The following is an 18,281-nucleotide window of genomic DNA, read 5'->3' on the forward strand; positions in this document are numbered from 1 at the left end:
TGCCACAAAACCGGTGCTCCCGCCAAAGGGGGGAGCATCGATGAGCGAAGCGGGCCAGCGACTGCAGGCGCGACAGGTGGCGTCTCGGTCCGATCCCGAGGCCAGCGATGAGGCGTTGCTGGTCCGCTTTGGCAATGGCGATCCATCCGTGGCGGTCGAACTCACCCAGAGGCTCGCTCCACGGGTGCTGTCGCTGGCGACTCGGGTGCTGGGGAGCCGGGCCGAGGCGGAGGATGTGACCCAAGAGGCCATGATCCGGCTGTGGAAGATCGCGCCCGAATGGCGCTCGGGCGAGGCGCGGGTGACCACTTGGCTCTACCGTGTGGGGATGAACCTCTGTATCGACCACAAGCGCAAGGCGCGCGGCGGTCATGTGGATCTGGATGCCATCCCCGAACCGCCAGACCCGGCGGCAGGGGCGGCGGAGGCCCTGCAGGAGGGCGCGCGGCGTGATGCGTTGCAAGAGGCGCTGATGACCTTGCCGGAGCGACAGCGTCAGGCGGTGGTGCTGCGCCACATCGAGGAACTGACAAACCCGGAAATCGCCGGGATCATGGACATCAGCGTGGAGGCCGTGGAAAGCCTGACCGCGCGGGGCAAACGGACCCTCGCCAAAGCACTGGCCGGGCGTCGCGAGGAATTGGGGTATCAAGATGGCTGATCATCACAACCACCGGGATGGGTTCGACGATCTCGATACGCTCTTTGCAGAGGCGCGCGCGACCCGTCCCGAGGTGCCGGATCGGTTGATGCAGGCGATCCTTGTCGATGCTGCAACCGAACAGGCGCAATGGCAGCCTGAGAGTGCGCCCGAGCGTGCCAGTCGGGGGCCGATTGCGTTGTTTGTTGCCGCGCTTGGGGGCTGGCCTGCGGTCAGCGGTCTGGTCGCCGCAAGCTGCACCGGGTTGTGGTTTGGCATTAATGCGCCGGACCTGATGCTTGATGCGCCGGGGTTGCAGGCGCTGGCGATGACAGGCAGCGAGACCTCTGACTATGAGGTTTACGAAACTTTTGATCTGGCCACGGTACTGGCTGAGGACTTGCAATGACACAGACACCTGAACCCAAACGCGCGTCGCGGATGCCCCGCTGGATGAAGGCGGTGTTTGCGCTGTCCCTCGCGGGGAACCTCGCCGTGGTTGGCATCATGGCAGGGGCGGCCCTGCGCGAGGATGGCCCCGGTCATCGCCGCCACAAAGCGCCGCCACCGCCTGCGGCAGCTGATGCCATCGGGGCGGTGATGTATCGCAGCTTTGACCGCGATGAGCGCCGCGCCCTGCGTGACATGGCCGGCGGCAAGCATGGTGATATTGTTGAGCGTCGGCTTGCGGAACTGAACGATCTGCTGGAGGTGATCCAGAGCGATCCGCTGGATGTGGACACTCTGCGCGCCCGGATTGAGGCGCAAACACGCGCGGCGCAGGCGTTTCGCAAGACCATGCATGAGGTCTGGATTGCAGAGCTGCAAAAGATGACACCCGAGGAGCGCGCCGCCTTTGCCGAGAAGGTCAAGGACCATGTGGCCCGCTTCCGCAAACCCCGCAGCGAACGCGAGAGAGCCGAGGTCCCGCGCAACTAATCGCGGGCACGTTGCTTTGGGCGTTACCTAGGGGGCGTTTGGGCGGATCAGGCCGCCGCGCTTTGCGGCAGGCCTTTGATCACGGCCTGATTTCGCCCGGCGTTCTTGGCCTCATAGAGGGCGCGGTCAGCGGCAGAAAACAATTCCTCTGAGGACAGTTGACGCTCGCCTTGACCCCCGACAATTGCGCCGATGCTGATCGTCACATCCAGCGGCGTGGCGCAGCCTTTGACCACAAAGGGTGCTGCGTTGATCGCGCGACACAGCCGGTTGGCCATGGTGGTGACCTCATCGCGGCGCAGGTTTGGCAGCACCAGCATAAATTCCTCACCGCCGATGCGGGCCAACAGATCACAGCCACGCAGCTCGGCCTGCAAGCGACGGGCCGCTTCGATGAGCACCGCGTCACCCACCGGATGGCCATGCGCGTCGTTGATATGTTTGAAGTGGTCCAGATCCGCGACCATCACCGCAAAATTCGACCCCGCGCATTGGGCGTCCTGTGTCACCTGCTCAAGGAACGGGCGAGCGTAGCGGCGGTTATAAAGCCCGGTCATCGGGTCGCGCATCGCCGCGCGGTAGCCGTCGCGCAGGTTGTTGCGGATCATCTCGGCGCGGTGCTGGTGTTGCAACTGAGTGTTGATGCGCAGCGCCAGCTCATCCACCTGAAAACCGCAGTGCAATACATCATGCGCGCCACGGTCCAGCGCTTCGGCGGCGATGCCAGCATCGGCGGGGTTGGGCACTGCAATCACCACACTGTCGCGGGTGCTGATGCGAGCGCGCAGATCGGCCAGCAAGCGCAGCGCCATGCCTGCGGATTGCTCGTTGAGTTCGATCACGATCACATCCGGCACCGGCGTGCGCATGAGATCCTGAATGGCGTCCACATTATAGGCACGCAGGCTGTAGCCGACGCTGGCCCCCAGCCGCGCCTTCCATTTATGGGCGGTTTGCAGGTCATGACAGACCAGCGCAACACTGGCGTCGGACTGACTGATTTGCCCGCCAGCCGCGTCTTTAGGCGCCATAACAAAGGCGGCAACCCCGTCTTCGCGCAGGTGCAAATCGTCCTCTTGCATGCGCATGCGCAACAGGCTGCGGATGCGGGCCTGCAGGATCATATCGTCCACCGGCTGCGGCAGAACCTCGTCGATGCCAGCCGACAAGGCCATGATCCGTGTGCCGCGATCATTGTTTGCGCTGAGCGCGATCACCGGCACCCCGGCGCCATGCTGCATCCGGTCAAGCGCGCGCTTCACATCGGCGGCGTCGCCATCAGGCAGGCTCATGGCGGTGAGAACCAGATCGGGACGGTTGTCCTTCATCAACGCCATCGCAGCCGACAGGCTGTCTGCCTGCAGCACCTGAAAACAGGCGGCAGTCAGTTGCACCTTTAAAACGATGCGATTGGTGGATACCCCATCTATGACCAGGATCGTGCCTTGCACGTTAAAACACCTTCAGTTCCGGCTTTTGCTTGCGATTGAGTGTTGATGAGACTGGTTAACAAACCCTTTCGGGGTTAGTGCAAATTGACGTAAAAGTGTCGACAAGGGGGCTGATATGCCATTTTCCGCCGATCACGCCGAGGTTCTGGGCTTAAAGGCGCTGAGTTGGCTGGCCAGCAGCGATGAGCTGTTGCCAGTGTTTCTGGGATCAAGCGGTGCATCGATCTCGGATCTGCGGGATCGGGTCAATGATCCGGAGTTTTTGGGCGCGGTGCTCGACTTTCTCTTGATGGATGATTCTTGGGTCGTGGCCTTTTGCGACAACGAGGGCGTGGCCTATGACTCGCTCGTTCAGGCGCGCGCGATGCTGCCCGGGGGTGATCAGGTCCATTGGACGTGATCACCGCACTGATAACAGATACTTCGACCAAGGATGTCCCATGACCCTCTCTGCGCTTCTGTTTGACAAGGATGGCACGCTTTTTGACTTTGCCCGCACATGGAATGGCTGGTCGATGGCGATGCTTACGGAACTCGCTGCGGGGGATCAGGCGCGCCTTGCGGCGATGGCCGATGCGGTGCGGTATGATCTGAGCGCGGCGGCGTTTCGCCCAGACAGTGTGGTGATCGCGGGCACCAATGAAGAGGTGGCCGAGGCCCTGCTGCCGCATCTGCCGCACATGACACTGAGCGATCTGGAGCAATTCCTGATCCGCACGGCGGGTGAGGCAGAATTGGCGCAGGCGGTACCGCTCGCCCCCTATCTCAGCGCGCTGCGCGACATGGGGCTGAAGCTTGGGGTGATGACCAATGATGGGGCGCATTCGGCCCAGCGGCATCTGACTCGTTCAGGGGTCTATGATCTCTTTGATATGGTGATCGGGGCCGACAGCGGCTTTGGCGCGAAGCCCGATCCAGACCCGCTGCTGGCCTTTTGCTCAAACGTCGGTGTTGCGCCCGAGGCAACCGCGATGGTTGGCGACAGCCGCCACGATCTGATCGCCGGACGTGCGGCAGGGATGCGCACCATTGGCGTATTGACGGGTATGGCCCGCGCCGAGGATCTGGCGGATCTGGCCGACGTGGTGCTGCCAGACATTGGCCATATCCCCGAGTGGCTGGCGCGCGCATAAGCGGCAGGGCGTTTTCGCGGCATCAAGCTGGTCAAAAACGACATGCTGTGTCGGTAATGGACAGGTGTGTCTGGTGCCTTCCGTCCCAATCTGGACCGGAAACGATCCGTCGCAGGAGAGGGGACCCCATGTCGCAGACACAAGCGCGCAGACGCCGGGGCGGTGGCAGGGCAGGCGCAGCCGCCCGACGCGGAACCGCCACATTGGAGCAGATGCCGTGGAAGCCTCCGACCAATATTGATCGCCCGGTTGAACCGCTCACCGAGGAGGGCATTGCCGCGATCCACGATGGCGCCATGCGTATTCTTGAGGAAATCGGCGTCCAGTTCCTCAATGACGAGGCGCTGGAGATCTTTAAAGAGGCGGGTGTTAAGGTCGACGGCGAACTGGTCCGCATGGACCGCGATTTTGTGATGGAAATGGTGGGCAAAGCGCCGTCGGAGTTCACTCTGACACCGCGCAACCCAGATCGGACAATCCGGATCGGCGGCAATTCCATGGTCTTTGGCAATGTGTCGTCGCCGCCCAACTATTGGGATATGGATCTGAACAAAAAGGTCCCCGGCACCCGCGAACATTGCCAAAATCTGCTGAAACTGACCCAGTATTTCAACTGCATCCACTTCGCCGGGGGCTACCCGGTAGAACCCGTGGACCTGCATGCATCGATCCGGCATCTTGATGTGCTATATGACAAACTCACCCTCACCGATAAGGTGATGCACGCCTATTCGCTCGGCAAAGAGCGGGTCGAGGACGTGATGGAGATGGTGCGGATCGCAGGTGGCCTGAGCCATGCGGAGTTTGACGCCACACCGCATATGTACACCAACATCAACTCCACCTCGCCGCTCAAACATGATGAGCCGATGATTGACGGCTCGTTGCGGCTGGTGCGGCGCGGCCAGCCGGTGATCGTCTCTCCCTTCACGCTGGCCGGTGCAATGGCGCCGGTGACGATGGCGGGCGCGGTGGCGCAATCGCTGGCAGAGGCGCTCTGCGCGATTGCCCTGTTCCAATATGTCCGCCCCGGCACCCCCTGTGCGATCGGGACGTTTACCTCCAATGTTGATATGAAATCCGGCGCGCCTGCTTTTGGCACTCCTGAATATATGCGCGCGACTCAAATGACCGGGCAGATGGCGCGATTCTACGGCCTGCCGCTGCGCTCGTCGGGGGTCTGCGCGGCCAATGTGCCCGATGGGCAAGCGATGTGGGAGACATCCAATTCGCTCTGGGCGGCGGTGCAGTCTGGGACCAATATGGTTTACCATGCCGCAGGCTGGTTGGAGGGGGGGCTGATTGCCTCGCCTGAGAAGTTCATCATGGACTGCGAAGTCCTGCAGATGATCCAGCGCTACATGGACCCGGCGGTCAATGCGACAGGCCCCGAGGAGATTGCGTTGGATGCGATCCGGGAGGTTGGCAACGACGGTCACTTCTTTGGCATTCAGCACACGCAGGACCGCTATGCCACCGCCTTTTACCAACCGTTTCTCAGCGACTGGCACAACTATGAGGCGTGGGAAGCCGCAGGTGGCACATGGACGGCCGAGCGCGCAAACGGGCTCTTCAAGCAGATCATCAATGAATTTGAGGCCCCGGCGCTGGATGAGGGCATCCGCGAAGAGCTGCAGGCCTTTGTTGCCCGTCGCAAGGAAGAGGGTGGCGCGCCCACGGATTTTTAACCATTGTTACCATTTGGACGCGGCATGGGCAATTTTACGCGCTTATGTGCGTTATTTGATCACAAATCGGTTGGAGCAGCCCCGCGCCTTGCGGTATGGTCTGCCCCGATACGATTGAGTGGGGTAGGGCTTTCATAAGTTCAGAGCTTTGGATTGTTGAAATCCGCAGGCAACGTAACTGAACGCAACGCAGCAAGTAGACACTACAAGTCTTGGTGGTATTCTTTAGCCGTGGGAAATATCCCTCAGGCTTTTGTTTTGCATGGGCGACATGCATGATTTCGGAGCCGTTTCACATGATTTTGTGACATCCGGCTTCGGGTTGGACGCAGATATTTGGGCTTTCTTAAGTATGTCAGCTTAAGAAGGGGCAGAGGTGAAATAGGGAAACGACCGTATGCACGGTTTGATCAACAGGGCTGTTCAGGCTTTTGTCATTACCACCTATGGTGACAAGCGTTGGATGGAAATTATGGATGAGAGCGGCCTCGGGTTTACCGAGTTCGAAGCAATGCTTGTCTACCCCGAAGATCAGTCCACCCGTATGCTGCGCGCGGTCGAAACCAAGCTGGAGCGACCTCTGGATGAAATCCTCGAGGATGTGGGCACGTTTCTGGTGTCCAATCCGCAGGTCGAGGCCCTGCGCCGCCTGTTGCGCTTTGGCGGCGTGAACTACGTGGATTTCCTGCATTCCCTCGATGATCTTCCGGACCGTGCGCGCCTCGCGGTTTCTGATTTGCATTTGCCGGGGCTGGAATTGATCGAACAGGCTCCCGGACAGTTTCAACTGCTTTGCCAACCCGGGGTGCTGGGCTATGCGCAGGTGATGACCGGCGTGCTGCGGGCGATGGCCGATGATTACGGCGCGCTGGTGATTCTCGATATCACGGGCAAGCAGGACGGATCGGATGTGATTTCAATCACCCTCGTTGAAAGCGAATTCAGCGAAGGGCGAGCCTTTGAGCTGGGGGCGCATACATTATGATGAGCTTCGATCAACTGACGGGCCTCGCCGATCAACTGTGCCCGATGCATGTGATTATTGATGCAGAGGGCCTGGTGGTGAGCCACGGCCCAACACTGAACAAGATTCGCGGCGACGATAGCTGGGTCGGAAAACCGTTCCTTGAGGTATTGGACCTGCAGCGCCCGCGCTCGGTCAAACAGGTCTCAGACCTGATGCAAACCGCGGGCAGCAAGCTGCATTTCCAACTGAACGAGGCGCCGCACACACGGATGAAAGGGGTCTTGGTGCCCCTGCCCGAAGGACAGGGCGCGTTCATCAACCTATCTTTCGGGATTTCGGTTCTGGATGCGGTGCGCGATTTCAACCTGACCAGTCAGGATTTCTCGCCCACCGACCTCACGATTGAGATGCTCTATCTGGTTGAGGCGAAATCTGCCGCGATGGAGGCTTCGCGCCAGCTGAACCTGCGTCTGCAAGGGGCCAAGATCGCAGCCGAAGAGCAGGCCTTTACAGATACGCTCACCGGGCTCAAGAACCGCCGCGCCATGGATCATGTGCTCAATCGCCTGATCAGCGGGGGGCGGGATTTTGCGCTGATGAATGTCGATCTCGACTTCTTCAAATCCGTGAATGACAGCTACGGCCATGCGGCCGGGGATGCGGTCTTGCAGCGTGTGGCTGCGATCATGGTCGAATGCACCCGCAAGTCTGATACGGTCGCCCGCATCGGCGGAGACGAATTTGTGCTGGTGTTCGAGGGCCTTATGGACCGCAATCGGCTCAACGATCTTGCCTGTCGCCTGATTGCGCGCCTGGAAGAGCCGATCATGTACGGTGCCGATGAATGCCGGATCTCCGCGTCTGCGGGCACGACGCTCTCGACGGATGTGGTTCAGCCGCTGCCAGCAACGCTGCTGCATCAGGCCGACATCGCGCTTTATGCCTCCAAGCGGGCGGGTAAAGCGCAGCATATGTTCTACACCCCGCGTCTTGAGGACGAGATGGAGATGGAACTGATCGAGCAGGACAGCAAATCCGCCTGACGGCACCTCGCACCTGCCACCGCCGCTGTCATGGGGCTGGCAATCTCGCCAATCCCCACGTTTGATGCCTGAAGGCGAACACCGATAAAACGCGTATATTGAGCTGTTAAAACAGACAGGCTTCCTAAACGGCGAGCCTGATAATTGGTCTGCCTGAATTGATCATTATTGGAACTTCTGGCTGGGCTTATTCTGGTTTAGCCAGAATTAAAGTCATTATGGAGCACAGCCATGTCCAGCCAACGCCCATCCCCCGCGCTCACACAGGTCTTGCCCAGCGTCTGCCCGTTGGATTGCCCCGACACGTGTAGCCTCAGCGTTGAGGTCACGGGCGATCAGATCACCTCGGTGCGCGGCTCTGACGCCAATCCGTTTACCGCCGGAGTGGTCTGCAACAAGGTCACGCGCGCCTATCCCGATTTTGTCCACGGCCCTGCGCGGCTGACCCATCCGTTGCGGCGGGTTGGCCCGCGCGGCTCGGATCAGTTTGAGCGCATCAGCTGGGATGCGGCGCTGGATCTGGTGGTGGCGGGCTTTCGCGCCGCAATCGACACCCATGGCGCGCAGTCCATCCTGCCGCTGAACTACGCCGGCCCGCATGGCGAACTCGCGGGCGGCTCGCTGGATCGGCGGTTCTTCTATCGCCTCGGGGCCACCCGGATGAACCGGGGCCCGCTCTGCGGCGGGGTGCGCAGCCTCGCCTACGAGAGCCTTTATGGCAATGCGCCCGGCATGCCGCCCGAGCAGGCGCAGCACGCCGATCTGATCGTGGTCTGGGGCAACAATGTCACCGTCTCCAACCTGCATCTGACTCGTGTGGTGAAGGCGGCGCGGGCCAAGGGCGCGCGGTTGGTGGTGATCGACCCCAAGCGCATCAAGATCGCGCAGCAGGCTGACCTTTATCTTCAGGTCAAACCAGGCACTGATGTGGTGCTGGCCCATGCGCTCGCCGCAGAACTGGAGCGGCGCGGGGCCTTTGATGCGGAGTTTATCGCGCAGTGGGTGCATGGTGCAGAGGACTATATGGCCGAGGCGCGCAGATACTCCATTGAGGACGCAGTAGAAATCTGCGGCCTTGCGCCGCGCGACATCCTGCAGCTGGCCGACTGGATGCAGGCGGCAGAGCGGCTCGCGACCTCCACCGGCAACGGGATGGAGCGTGGCCGCTCCGGTGGGTCCGGCCTGCGTGCGGCCATGGCGCTCAATGCGCTTCTGGGTCAGCACGGCCGGTTGGGGGCCGGGGTGGTGGCCAAATCCGGCCTTGCCTCACCCAAGACCCGGGCACGGCTGCAAGGCGACCACCTGATCGATCCGGATACACGGGTTGTGAACATCCTCGATGTGGCGCGGCTGATGCTGGACCGGGACCAGCCCACGCCGATCAATGCGGTGATGATCTACAACCACAACCCCGTGGCCACCCATCCGGATCAGGCCCGCATGATTGCGGCGCTCAGCCAGCCGGAGATGTTCACCGTCGGCTGCGACGTGGTGATGACCGACAGCATGGCCTATTGCGACGTGATCCTGCCTGCGGCCACCCATTTTGAACATGACGAGATCTTTGCCGCCTATGGTCAGAACTACGTGCAGCGCGCCGAGCCGGTGATCGCGCCAGTGGGGGAGAGCCTGCCCAATACGGAAATCTTCCGCCGTTTGGCGGCGCGCTTTGGCTATACCGAAGCTGCCCATCAGGCCTCGGACGTGCAGCTGATGGATGACGCCATGGATGCCAGCCATCCCCAGTTTGAGGGCCGCCCACCCAGCCAGATGCCCACCGACCGGGCGCTGGAAATGCAAAACAGCGACGGTGCGGCGCTGATCCTGTGCGATACGGTGACGCCGGACACGGAAACCGGCCGGATCGAACTCTTCAGCGCCGCGCTGGAGGCGGAAACCGGCTTTGGCGTGCCGCGCTTTGATCCGGTGCCGCAGGATCTGCCCCTGGTGCTGATTACGCCCAGTTCCGACAAACGCATCAACGCGACCTTCGGCAGCGCACCGCTCTCTGCCGGTCCCGAAAGCATCGAGGTCCACCCCGAGGACGCCGCCGCGCGCGGGCTTGAGGAGGGCGACACGGTCGAGGTCGCGAATGCCCGTGGGGCCGTGACCTTCCGTCTGAAAATCTCGGACGCGATGCAGCGCGGGGTGGTCTATGCGCCCAAGGGCACATGGCGCATCAGCTCTGAAACCGGCCTCACCGCCAATGCGCTGATCCCGGTGGAGGTGCGCACGGATATCGGGGATGGCGCCTGCTATAACGAGACCTTCGTGGAGCTGCGCGCCTATGGCGGGCATCACGCGGCCGAGTAGCAATCCCGCCGAACGCGACCAAAAGGCTGGGCCATGTGTCCGGTCTTTGCTTGTGTGCAAATTGGCTGGGGCATAGCTTTGACTTTGGATCACTCTGAACGGACCAATCCCATGCCCGGTGACACGCCCACCTTCATGCCGGATCGCACGTCAGATGTGCCGATCTTTGAACAGATCTGTGCCTCGTTTCGGGGCCGTATCCGCTCCGGCGCGCTTGAGACCGGTGCCCGGCTGCCCGCCACCCGCGCGCTTGCGGGGGATCTGGGGGTGGCGCGGGCCACGGTGGTCACCGCCTATGAGCAGCTCGTCGCAGAAGGCTATCTCGCGTCGCGCCGGGGTTCTGGCTACACGGTCTGCGCCATGGGGGAGGTGGAGCTGTCACCGGGCGCGTCCGCAGCGCCTGCGCCCAAACTGAGCGAACGCGGCGATCTGCTGCTGGAGGCGGGCCAGCCCGATATGCGGCTGTTTCCGCATCGTGCCTGGGCGAAATGCGTCGCGCGCCTGTGCCGGACCCGGCCCGAGGATATGCTGACGGGCTGTGGCCGCTTTGGTCACCCGGAGCTGCGGCAGGCCATCGCCAGCCATGTGCGCGACTGGCGCGGGATCGCGGCACGTCCCGAACAGGTGCTGGTGACCTCTGGTGCGACCGAGGCGCTAGATATTTGCCTGCATGCGCTGGCCTCGGCTGAGGGCCGCGTCGGCGTCGAGGATCCGGGCTTCCCGCCGATCCGCCGCTTTGCCGAGGCACAGGGCCGCCGCACCCGCGATCTGGCGCTGGATGTACAAGGGGCAGAGGTGCCGAGGCTTGGGGATGAGACCGATGTGGTGGTACTCACCCCCTCGCATCAATATCCGCTGGGCGGCGCGATGAGTGCGGGCCGACGGCAAGAGTTCGTGCGCTGGGCGGCGCAGTCGCAGGGCTGGATCATTGAGGATGATTACGATTCGGAGTTCCGCTACGCAGGCCGACCGATTCCGGCGCTGGCGGGCGTCGACGGGCAGGGGCGCACCGTCTACATCGGCAGCTTTTCCAAGATCTTCTCCAACAGCCTGCGGATGGGCTACATCGTGGCGCCCGAGGGGCTGATCGACCGGCTTGCGCAGGCGATGCGCATGAAGGGCGCGCGGGCCAGCGCCATGCCGCAGGCGGCACTGGCAGAGTTCATGCAACGCGGCGAGTTCTACCGCCACCTGCGCCGCGTGCGCCGCACCTACGCCGAACGACACCGCACGCTGATCGACCGCTTGCGCCGGGATTTTGCCGATGTGGGTCATGTGGAGGATCATCACGCGGGCATGCAGGTGGTGCTGCACCTGCGCCCGGAACTGTGCGATCAGGCGATCACCGCGGCAGCCCGCGCGGGCGGGGTGGGGGTGGAATCGCTCTCGACTTATAGCCGACGTTCCGGGGCATATAATGGGGTGGTTCTGGGGGCCTGTCTCAATGATCTGGAGGAGCAGGCAGAGGCGCTCACACGCCTGCGGCGAGCGATTTCCTCAACAGGATAATCCCCCGCCGCGTGCGCAAATAATGCGCGCGTGAGTGGTGGAACGTGCCAGTTTTCAAAATGAAAAATGGTACTCCGTAGGGGAATCGAACCCCTCTTTCCAGGTTGAAAACCTGGCGTCCTAACCGATAGACGAACGGAGCACACTTGGTGTGAGCGGGTGTTTACTGAAGCCATCCATGCCGCGCAAGAGGAAAATTGCACAAACTGCAAAGTTTTTGCGACAGCGCGGGTTTTCCAAATAATCGAAATTATATCAACGCGTTAGGCGCCGCATCTGAAGACAGAGCAGCGCAATAGCGGCATCCATACAGGATGTGTGTCAGATTTCTACGGAAGGAGAAAATGGTACTCCGTAGGGGAATCGAACCCCTCTTTCCAGGTTGAAAACCTGGCGTCCTAACCGATAGACGAACGGAGCACTCTTGGTGTGAGCGGGTGTTTAGGGTTTTGTGCCGGGTGCCGCAAGCGAAAAAAACGCTCGCATCGCAAAATTCTTATCCACAGGCAAAATCCTCGCCAGATGTGGCGAGGCTCAGGCCTCCGCCGCATCCTCTAGGCGCAATTGCGCGCTTTGGCGGCCGCCCCATGTGTTTACTTCCAGCCGTCCGGCTACATGAAAGCGCGCGCCGCCATGCTCCAGCAGGCGCGGGCCAAGGGGCGTGTCAAACGCGCCAAAGGCGATGGCGTCGATATTGCCGCCCATACCATCGGTGAAACTCACCTTGAGGTGTGATTCCCCAACCCGCTTGGCAAAGCGCACCGCCAGATCGGGAAAGCCATAGCGCGGGGCAGGGGCCCCGGCCCCAAACGGCCCGGCCTGTTCGATCTGCTCGATCAGCTCCACCGTGGCGGCGCCGGGCATCAGCATCCCGTCAAGCTTCAGATCCGCCGGGCCCAGATCGCCCGCGCCCTGTTTGTCCAAGAGTTCCGCCAGCCGCGCCATCGCAGGCTCCAACTGGTCGCGCGCCACCGTGAGGCCCGCCGCCATCTTGTGGCCGCCGCCTTTCAGCAAAAGCCCCTCCATCGCGACCTTCTGGATCGAGGCCCCAAGGTCGATGCCGGACACCGAGCGTCCCGACCCTTTGCCCTCATCGCCATCAAGCCCGATCACCATCGCCGGGCGACCGGTGGCTTCTTTCAGGCGCGAGGCCACGATGCCCACCACGCCCGGATGCCAGCCTTCGCCCGCCGCCCAGACCAGCGGCGCGTCAAAACCGCGCTCCTCGGCCTGCTCCAGGGCGGCGGCGCGCACGGCGTTCTCGATGTCGCGCCGCTCGGTGTTGAGTTGATCCAGCCGCTCGGCAAGGGCGGCGGCCTCATGCGGATTATCCGTCGACAACAGCCGCGCGCCCAGATCCGCCTTGCCGATCCGCCCGCCCGCGTTGACGCGCGGCCCCAGCAGGAACCCGAGGTGATAGGTGGAGGGTGCCGAATCCATCCGGCTCACATCCGCCAGCGCCACCAATCCCGCGCGCTGACGCCGCCCCATGACCTTGAGGCCCTGCCGCACCAGCGCCCGGTTGGCCCCAATCAGCGGCGCCACATCCGCCACCGTCGCCAAGGCCACCAGATCCAGCATCGCCATCAGATCCGGTCCCGCGCCAAGTCCCTTTTCACGGGCTTGACGGCGCACCTCCACCAGCATCAGGAACACCACACCGGCAGCACAGAAATAGCCCAGATCGCCGTCTTCATCCTGCCGGTTGGGGTTCACCACCGCCACGCAGTCGGGCAGGGTCTCGCCGCCGAGGTGGTGATCCAGCACCACCACATCCGCGCCCTTGGCCGCCGCGATCGGCCCATGCGAGAGCGTGCCGCAATCGACACAGACAATCAGGTCGTGATCGCGCGCCAGCGCCGCCATCGCCTCGTCATTGGGGCCATAGCCCTCGTCGATCCGGTCAGGGATATAGAGCGTCGCCTGCTGACCCATCTGCCGCAGATAGACCAGCAACAACGCCGCCGAAGATCCGCCATCCACGTCGTAATCGGCAAAGATCGCAATTCGCTCGCGCTGCTCTACCGCCTGCAGGAACCGCGCAGCGGCGGTCTCCATGTCTTTCATCCGGCGCGGATCGGGCAGCAGTTCCTTGAGTTGCGGCGTGAGAAACCCTGTCGCCTCATGCGCGGGAACACCGCGCCGTGCTAGCACCTGACAGACCGCCGGGGGCAGGCCGGTTTCCTGCGCCAGATGTTCACCAGCACGGGCCTGCTCCACACCGGGACCGATCCAGGACCGCCCGGTCAGAGAGGTCTCAACACCCAGAAAACTCAAATCCACTCTCCCGATCATTTGTAGAAAAGGCCGGACCCGCGCGGGACCCGGCCTTTCATCTTTTCCCAAATACCTAAATCCCGACCAGAGCTGCAAGCGCCGTGGTCCGATCAGGATTACTGATGCGCGCTCAGCGGCGTGCGGTAGGTCATGCGGCGCACCGAGCCGGTCTTGGAGCGCATCAACAGCGTGGTGGTCTCGACCCAGCCCGGCTCGCGCTTGATGCGCGGCAGCAGCGAGCCACCGGTGACGCCAGTGGCGGCAAAGATCACATCCTGCGTGACCATCTCGTCACGGGCATAGATGCGGTCCAGATCGGTGATACCGGCCTTGGCGGCGCGGGCTTTTTCATCGTCATTGCGGAACAGCAGACGGCCAAAGATCTGACCACCCATGCATTTCAACGCGGCCGCCGCCAGCACACCTTCAGGCGCGCCGCCTTGACCCATATACATGTCGATGCCGGTGGTTTCGGCCTCGGCGCAGTGCATGACACCCGCGACATCACCATCGGTGATCAGGCGGATCGACGCGCCGGTTTCGCGCACCTCGGCGATCATCGCCTCGTGGCGGGGGCGTTCCAGAATGCAGACGGTGATATCCGAGGGCGCGCAGCCCTTGGCTTTGGCCAGCGCCTCGACCCGTTCGCGCGGGGACATATCGAGCGAGACCACGCCCTCAGGGTAACCCGGACCCACCGCCAGCTTGTCCATATAGGTGTCGGGCGCATGCAGCATGGAGCCACGCGGCCCCATGGCGATCACGGTGAGCGCGTTGGGCATGTCCTTGGCGGTCAGCGTGGTGCCTTCCAGCGGATCCAGCGCAATATCGACGCCGGGACCGTTGCCGGTGCCCACTTCCTCGCCGATATAAAGCATCGGCGCCTCGTCGCGCTCGCCTTCGCCGATCACGACGGTGCCAGCGATATCCAGAAGGTTCAGCTGCTCGCGCATGGCGTTTACGGCGGCCTGGTCTGCGGCCTTCTCGTCGCCGCGTCCGATCAGCGGGGCAGAGGCCAGAGCGGCCTGTTCCGCAACCCGGGCGAGGCCCAGGGACAGCAGGCGATCATGAAACGGCGCGTCGGCGGTGGTCGATGTCATTCCCAATATTCCTATCTCAAACTTGCGCGATCCAACCCGGCATAGCCCGCCCGCCCCCGGAGGGGCAAGGCCATGGCAGCGGTGGTGTCGCTAACAACACGTCTTTTGCGTCTCAGTTGCGCGGATCAGCGGCGCGTTGCCAGCCGCCGGTCCGCATAGGCCCATTCTAGGGCAGCAATGTCACAGTTCTTCGATGCGCAGCGCCACGGGCGCGCCTTCGACCACGCCAGTGGCTGCCAGCGCCTCTAGCGCTTGTTCCAGCATGGTGGAGGTGCATTTGTGGGTCACGATCAGCACCGGCGCGACAGTGGTCGCGTGGTCATACTGGCGCATCCGGTGGATCGACACGCCCGCATCGCCGAGGGCTGCGGCCACTTTGGCCAGCGCGCCGGGTTTGTCCTGCAAGGCCATACGCACGTAGTAGGGCGCAGGCAGGCCGGTCTGGGCGGCGGGTTCCTCAGAGAGGGTGGTTGCGGGCTGGCCAAAGGTGGCAATCCGCAAGCCGCGCGCGATGTCCAAGACATCGCCCATCACGGCACTTGCGGTGGGGCCTTCACCCGCACCGGGGCCGCGCAGCACAACCTGATCGATGGCATCACCTTCGATCACCACCATATTGGTGCCGCCCTCAAGCTGCCCCAGCGGCGAGTCCGCAGGCACCAGACAGGGGGTCATGCGCTGCTCCAGCCCGCGGGCCGAGCGCTGCGCCACACCCAAAAGCTTGATCCGGTAGCCCATGTCGGCGGCGTGGCGGATGTCCTCAATGGCGATGCGCTGGATGCCTTCGAGCTTTACATCATCAAAGGCGGGTTTGGTGCCAAAGGCGATGGAGGCCAGAAGCGCCAGTTTGTGCCCCGCATCAATACCGCCCACATCCAACAGCGGGTCCGCCTCAAGATAACCAAGCTGGCCGCATTCCTCAAAGAGGGCGTTATAGCCCCGGCCCGTGGCTTCCATCTGGGTCAGGATGTAGTTGCAGGTGCCGTTCATCACGCCCATGACGCGGGTGATTTCATTGCCTGCAAGGCTCTCGGTCAGGGACTTGATCACCGGGATGCCGCCCGCAACAGCGGCCTCAAAGCGGATCACGCGGCCGTTGGCCTCGGCCTGTTCGGCCAAGGCCTGACCGTGAATGGCCAGAAGCGCCTTGTTGGCGGTGACCACATCCTTGCCTGCGGCAAGTGCTGCTTCGGTTGCAAGCTTGGCGGGGCCTTCGTGGCCGCCCATCAACTCGACAAACACATCCACGTCATCGCGGGTCGCGAGTGCGACCGGGTCGGTCTCCCAGGCGTAATCCTTGAGCGACACGCCGCGATCCTTAGTGGCGTCGCGGGCAGAGACGGCGGTGATGACCACCGGACGACCAGTTCGTGCCTCCAACAGGGCAGCATGGCGGCGAATGATTTTCACCACGCCAATGCCGACCGTGCCCAAACCTGCAATCCCCAGTCGAAGCGGTTCAGTCATAGTGGAGGTCCTTATTGTCTTGACGGTCTATGGGTTCGATGTCGCCTTAGCGGCTCTGGCCCGGTGGTGCAATGTTCAACACGGTGAACGCGAGGCTTAGGGCTGGCGGCGGCGCAGCGCCTCAGCCCGTCTGCGCAACCGGTCCGCGCGGGCATCCAGCGCATCCGAGAGTTCGGCGCTTTCCTCTTCCGGCAGCGGCTCTTGCGCCAGCGCGGTGTCCAGCGGCAGCAGTTCAGGGTAGGGCTGGCTGCGCAAATCCGCAGGCAGGCGGTCTTCAAGCTGAGGCACGCGCGAGCAGGCGGCCGATACGCTCAGGAGGGCACAGGCCGACAGCACCGTCAGGCGCGCCAGTCGGGGCGCGGGTGTCATTCGCATCAAGGCGGTCTGTCTGGCAGGCATGAAAGTCCCAAATCTTCTGTCTGAGGTTTCGCCCTTGATGCACAAATGCGCCTAAGGGTACAAGTTAATCCGCGCAGCACGCCATGGTGCTTTTATCTGAACAGATGTTCAGATACCTTGGGTCTATGGCACGTACGCAAGGTTCTCATTCCGAATTCACCGGCCCCCGCATCCGCGCGGCGGCGCAAGAGCTGTTCGCCCGGCACGGCTATGCTGCGGTGTCCATGCGCCAGATTGCGGGCGCGGTCGGGGTGCAGGCCGGGGCGCTTTATAATTATACCGCCGACAAGCAGAGCCTGCTGTTCGACCTGATGCAGGCGCATATGGAGGGCTTGCTGTCCGCATGGGCCGCAGAAGAGGTACCGGTCGATGTGATGGGGCAGCTTGAGGGGTTCGTGCGGTTTCACATCCGCTACAATCTGGAGCGCCCGGATGCGGTTTTTATCGCCTATATGGAGCTGCGTAACCTGACGGAAGAGAACTTTGCCAAGATCGAAGACCGTCGCCGCGCCTATGAGGACCAGCTGGAGGGCATCCTGAAGGCTGGCGTCGCGCAAGGGCTGTTTCAGGTGCCCGACACCAAGATCGCGGCCCTTGCGGTGATTGCGATGCTGAACGGGGTTTTGACGTGGTATCGCGACGGCGGGCGGCTGTCTTTGGTGGAGGTGGAGACGCTCTATTGGGACATGGTGCGCAAGTCGGTCGGGGTGTAGGCCACATGGCACTATTGGACTTGCAGTCGGAGCGGTTGCGGGCGGTTCCCGTCGCGCGACTGTCGCCACAGGATCGCGAAGCGCTGTTCGAACCCGAAGTGGTTGCCTATCTGCCGGACTGCTTTCAGGGACTGGAGACGGATGCCGCACGCTGCGCGCTGCTGGACGGGGTGCAGCAGGAGGCAGAGCCCGTGGTGCTGGCAACCCGGGGCGGTGACGCCATCGGTCTGCTGATCCTGTCGCATGGGGCTGCGGGAAATCGCCTGCGTCATCTCGGTTATCTCTTTGTCCGGGCGGCCTGGGGGCAGGGATATGCCAGCGAAATGCTGCGCGCGCTTCAGGACTTGTATCGTGGCCAGCTTGTGGTCCTGTCCGGTGGTGTGATGGCGGACAACGCCGCCTCTGCCCGTGTGCTGCAGAAATGCGGTTTTGTTCCGGGAGAGGCGAGCGAGGCAGGTGAACTCACCTATATCTGGGATGCGCAGCGCGGCTGAGAGGGGCCAAGCGGAGCGCTTCCACGCGCTTTTATTCTGCTGGGGGCGAGGTGATGGCTGTTTACAGGCCAGAGTGTCTGGCGCTGGCGTTTTAAAACAAGGCTGCTGAGATGGTCCTGAGGGGCAGGTCTGCCCTCAGGAGCCGCTT

General features: G+C 62.7%; 17 protein-coding genes and 2 tRNA genes. 12 read left to right on the top strand and 7 right to left on the bottom strand.

All coding sequences use genetic code 11. From position 1 onward, the window contains the following. Window positions 1–40 precede the first annotated feature (40 nt). Genes QNI81_RS03030 through QNI81_RS03040 form a run of 3 tightly spaced genes read left to right on the top strand, consistent with a single transcriptional unit; the run spans window position 41 to window position 1,579 of the window. Entirely contained in the window at window positions 41–661 is a 621-nt protein-coding gene (locus tag QNI81_RS03030) for an RNA polymerase sigma factor (protein WP_283967331.1), read from the top strand. Further along, on the top strand, window positions 654–1,049 hold the full coding sequence (locus QNI81_RS03035) for a hypothetical protein (protein WP_283967332.1): 396 nt from the start codon (window positions 654–656) through the stop codon (window positions 1,047–1,049). The genes QNI81_RS03030 and QNI81_RS03035 overlap by 8 nt, the downstream gene beginning before the upstream one ends. After that, on the top strand, window positions 1,046–1,579 hold the full coding sequence (locus QNI81_RS03040; RefSeq protein ID WP_283967333.1) for a periplasmic heavy metal sensor: 534 nt from the start codon (window positions 1,046–1,048) through the stop codon (window positions 1,577–1,579). The genes QNI81_RS03035 and QNI81_RS03040 overlap by 4 nt, the downstream gene beginning before the upstream one ends. A 47-nt stretch (window positions 1,580–1,626) precedes the next feature. Here the strand turns inward: QNI81_RS03040 and QNI81_RS03045 are convergent, their stop codons facing one another. Further along, window positions 1,627–3,030 carry a diguanylate cyclase gene (locus tag QNI81_RS03045; protein ID WP_283967334.1) on the bottom strand — a complete coding sequence of 468 codons (1,404 nt, stop codon included), beginning with the start codon at window positions 3,028–3,030 and terminating at the stop codon, window positions 1,627–1,629. 115 nt (window positions 3,031–3,145) lie between these two features. Between QNI81_RS03045 and QNI81_RS03050 the strand changes: the two genes are divergently transcribed. From QNI81_RS03050 to pdxR, 7 genes are all read left to right on the top strand, one after another. Then, window positions 3,146–3,430: a DUF3572 domain-containing protein gene (locus QNI81_RS03050; RefSeq protein WP_126136482.1), complete on the top strand. Its 285-nt coding sequence runs from the start codon at window positions 3,146–3,148 to the stop codon at window positions 3,428–3,430. 40 nt (window positions 3,431–3,470) lie between these two features. Further along, the gene (locus QNI81_RS03055) at window positions 3,471–4,163 is read left to right on the top strand and encodes an HAD family hydrolase (RefSeq protein ID WP_126136483.1); all 693 of its coding nucleotides are present in this window, start codon (window positions 3,471–3,473) and stop codon (window positions 4,161–4,163) included. A gap of 128 nt (window positions 4,164–4,291) precedes the next feature. After that, the gene (locus QNI81_RS03060) at window positions 4,292–5,851 is read left to right on the top strand and encodes a trimethylamine methyltransferase family protein (protein WP_165810812.1); all 1,560 of its coding nucleotides are present in this window, start codon (window positions 4,292–4,294) and stop codon (window positions 5,849–5,851) included. Window positions 5,852–6,248: 397 nt separating this feature from the next. Continuing rightward, on the top strand, window positions 6,249–6,836 hold the full coding sequence (locus QNI81_RS03065; protein WP_009177014.1) for a heme NO-binding domain-containing protein: 588 nt from the start codon (window positions 6,249–6,251) through the stop codon (window positions 6,834–6,836). Beyond that, the gene (locus tag QNI81_RS03070) at window positions 6,833–7,861 is read left to right on the top strand and encodes a diguanylate cyclase domain-containing protein (protein ID WP_283967335.1); all 1,029 of its coding nucleotides are present in this window, start codon (window positions 6,833–6,835) and stop codon (window positions 7,859–7,861) included. Before QNI81_RS03065 ends, QNI81_RS03070 begins: the two co-directional genes overlap by 4 nt. Window positions 7,862–8,092: 231 nt before the next feature. Beyond that, complete coding sequence (locus tag QNI81_RS03075) at window positions 8,093–10,174, top strand: molybdopterin-containing oxidoreductase family protein (RefSeq protein WP_283967336.1); 2,082 nt, start codon at window positions 8,093–8,095, stop codon at window positions 10,172–10,174. 111 nt (window positions 10,175–10,285) lie between these two features. Then, a complete protein-coding gene (gene pdxR / locus QNI81_RS03080) occupies window positions 10,286–11,683 on the top strand; it encodes a MocR-like pyridoxine biosynthesis transcription factor PdxR (protein ID WP_283967337.1) in 1,398 nt (465 codons plus the stop codon). 67 nt (window positions 11,684–11,750) lie between these two features. On the opposite strand, the gene QNI81_RS03085 is transcribed toward pdxR, so the two are convergent. The 6 genes from QNI81_RS03085 to QNI81_RS03110 all read right to left on the bottom strand — a co-directional run bounded on the left by QNI81_RS03085 (window position 11,751) and on the right by QNI81_RS03110 (window position 16,926). After that, window positions 11,751–11,825: transfer RNA gene (locus QNI81_RS03085), tRNA-Glu, on the bottom strand. 203 nt (window positions 11,826–12,028) lie between these two features. After that, window positions 12,029–12,103: transfer RNA gene (locus QNI81_RS03090), tRNA-Glu, on the bottom strand. A gap of 114 nt (window positions 12,104–12,217) precedes the next feature. Further along, window positions 12,218–13,960 carry a single-stranded-DNA-specific exonuclease RecJ gene (gene recJ / locus QNI81_RS03095; RefSeq protein WP_283967852.1) on the bottom strand — a complete coding sequence of 581 codons (1,743 nt, stop codon included), beginning with the start codon at window positions 13,958–13,960 and terminating at the stop codon, window positions 12,218–12,220. A 116-nt stretch (window positions 13,961–14,076) separates the two neighbouring features. Beyond that, window positions 14,077–15,060 carry a class II fructose-bisphosphatase gene (glpX, locus tag QNI81_RS03100; RefSeq protein WP_283967338.1) on the bottom strand — a complete coding sequence of 328 codons (984 nt, stop codon included), beginning with the start codon at window positions 15,058–15,060 and terminating at the stop codon, window positions 14,077–14,079. 180 nt (window positions 15,061–15,240) lie between these two features. Beyond that, window positions 15,241–16,527, bottom strand: a complete 1,287-nt coding sequence (locus QNI81_RS03105) for a homoserine dehydrogenase (protein ID WP_046002412.1) — start codon at window positions 16,525–16,527, stop codon at window positions 15,241–15,243. A 96-nt stretch (window positions 16,528–16,623) separates the two neighbouring features. Continuing rightward, window positions 16,624–16,926 (bottom strand): hypothetical protein, encoded by a 303-nt coding sequence (locus QNI81_RS03110; RefSeq protein WP_165810808.1) that lies wholly within the window; start codon window positions 16,924–16,926, stop codon window positions 16,624–16,626. 125 nt (window positions 16,927–17,051) lie between these two features. On the opposite strand from QNI81_RS03110, the gene QNI81_RS03115 reads away from it, so the two are divergent. Continuing rightward, window positions 17,052–17,639: a TetR/AcrR family transcriptional regulator gene (locus QNI81_RS03115; protein ID WP_046002414.1), complete on the top strand. Its 588-nt coding sequence runs from the start codon at window positions 17,052–17,054 to the stop codon at window positions 17,637–17,639. A 5-nt stretch (window positions 17,640–17,644) separates the two neighbouring features. After that, window positions 17,645–18,133 carry a GNAT family N-acetyltransferase gene (locus QNI81_RS03120; RefSeq protein ID WP_283967339.1) on the top strand — a complete coding sequence of 163 codons (489 nt, stop codon included), beginning with the start codon at window positions 17,645–17,647 and terminating at the stop codon, window positions 18,131–18,133. The last annotated feature ends 148 nt before the right edge of the window (window positions 18,134–18,281 follow it).

Origin of the sequence: Tritonibacter sp. AK171, from assembly GCF_030127025.1 — a bacterium.
In the GTDB taxonomy this organism is placed as follows: Bacteria; Pseudomonadota; Alphaproteobacteria; order Rhodobacterales; family Rhodobacteraceae; genus Epibacterium; species Epibacterium mobile.

What these genes read in the sequence shown, in the direction of transcription:
- QNI81_RS03030 (WP_283967331.1), top strand. Translation starts at nt 41, where the DNA reads ATGAGCGAAGCGGGCCAGCGACTGCAGGCGCGACAGGTGGCGTCTCGG.
- QNI81_RS03035 (WP_283967332.1), top strand. Translation starts at nt 654, where the DNA reads ATGGCTGATCATCACAACCACCGGGATGGGTTCGACGATCTCGATACG.
- QNI81_RS03040 (WP_283967333.1), top strand. Translation starts at nt 1,046, where the DNA reads ATGACACAGACACCTGAACCCAAACGCGCGTCGCGGATGCCCCGCTGG.
- QNI81_RS03050 (WP_126136482.1), top strand. Translation starts at nt 3,146, where the DNA reads ATGCCATTTTCCGCCGATCACGCCGAGGTTCTGGGCTTAAAGGCGCTG.
- QNI81_RS03055 (WP_126136483.1), top strand. Translation starts at nt 3,471, where the DNA reads ATGACCCTCTCTGCGCTTCTGTTTGACAAGGATGGCACGCTTTTTGAC.
- QNI81_RS03060 (WP_165810812.1), top strand. Translation starts at nt 4,292, where the DNA reads ATGTCGCAGACACAAGCGCGCAGACGCCGGGGCGGTGGCAGGGCAGGC.
- QNI81_RS03065 (WP_009177014.1), top strand. Translation starts at nt 6,249, where the DNA reads ATGCACGGTTTGATCAACAGGGCTGTTCAGGCTTTTGTCATTACCACC.
- QNI81_RS03070 (WP_283967335.1), top strand. Translation starts at nt 6,833, where the DNA reads ATGATGAGCTTCGATCAACTGACGGGCCTCGCCGATCAACTGTGCCCG.
- QNI81_RS03075 (WP_283967336.1), top strand. Translation starts at nt 8,093, where the DNA reads ATGTCCAGCCAACGCCCATCCCCCGCGCTCACACAGGTCTTGCCCAGC.
- pdxR (WP_283967337.1), top strand. Translation starts at nt 10,286, where the DNA reads ATGCCCGGTGACACGCCCACCTTCATGCCGGATCGCACGTCAGATGTG.
- glpX (WP_283967338.1), bottom strand. Translation starts at nt 15,060, where the DNA reads ATGACATCGACCACCGCCGACGCGCCGTTTCATGATCGCCTGCTGTCC.
- QNI81_RS03105 (WP_046002412.1), bottom strand. Translation starts at nt 16,527, where the DNA reads ATGACTGAACCGCTTCGACTGGGGATTGCAGGTTTGGGCACGGTCGGC.
- QNI81_RS03110 (WP_165810808.1), bottom strand. Translation starts at nt 16,926, where the DNA reads ATGCCTGCCAGACAGACCGCCTTGATGCGAATGACACCCGCGCCCCGA.
- QNI81_RS03115 (WP_046002414.1), top strand. Translation starts at nt 17,052, where the DNA reads ATGGCACGTACGCAAGGTTCTCATTCCGAATTCACCGGCCCCCGCATC.
- QNI81_RS03120 (WP_283967339.1), top strand. Translation starts at nt 17,645, where the DNA reads ATGGCACTATTGGACTTGCAGTCGGAGCGGTTGCGGGCGGTTCCCGTC.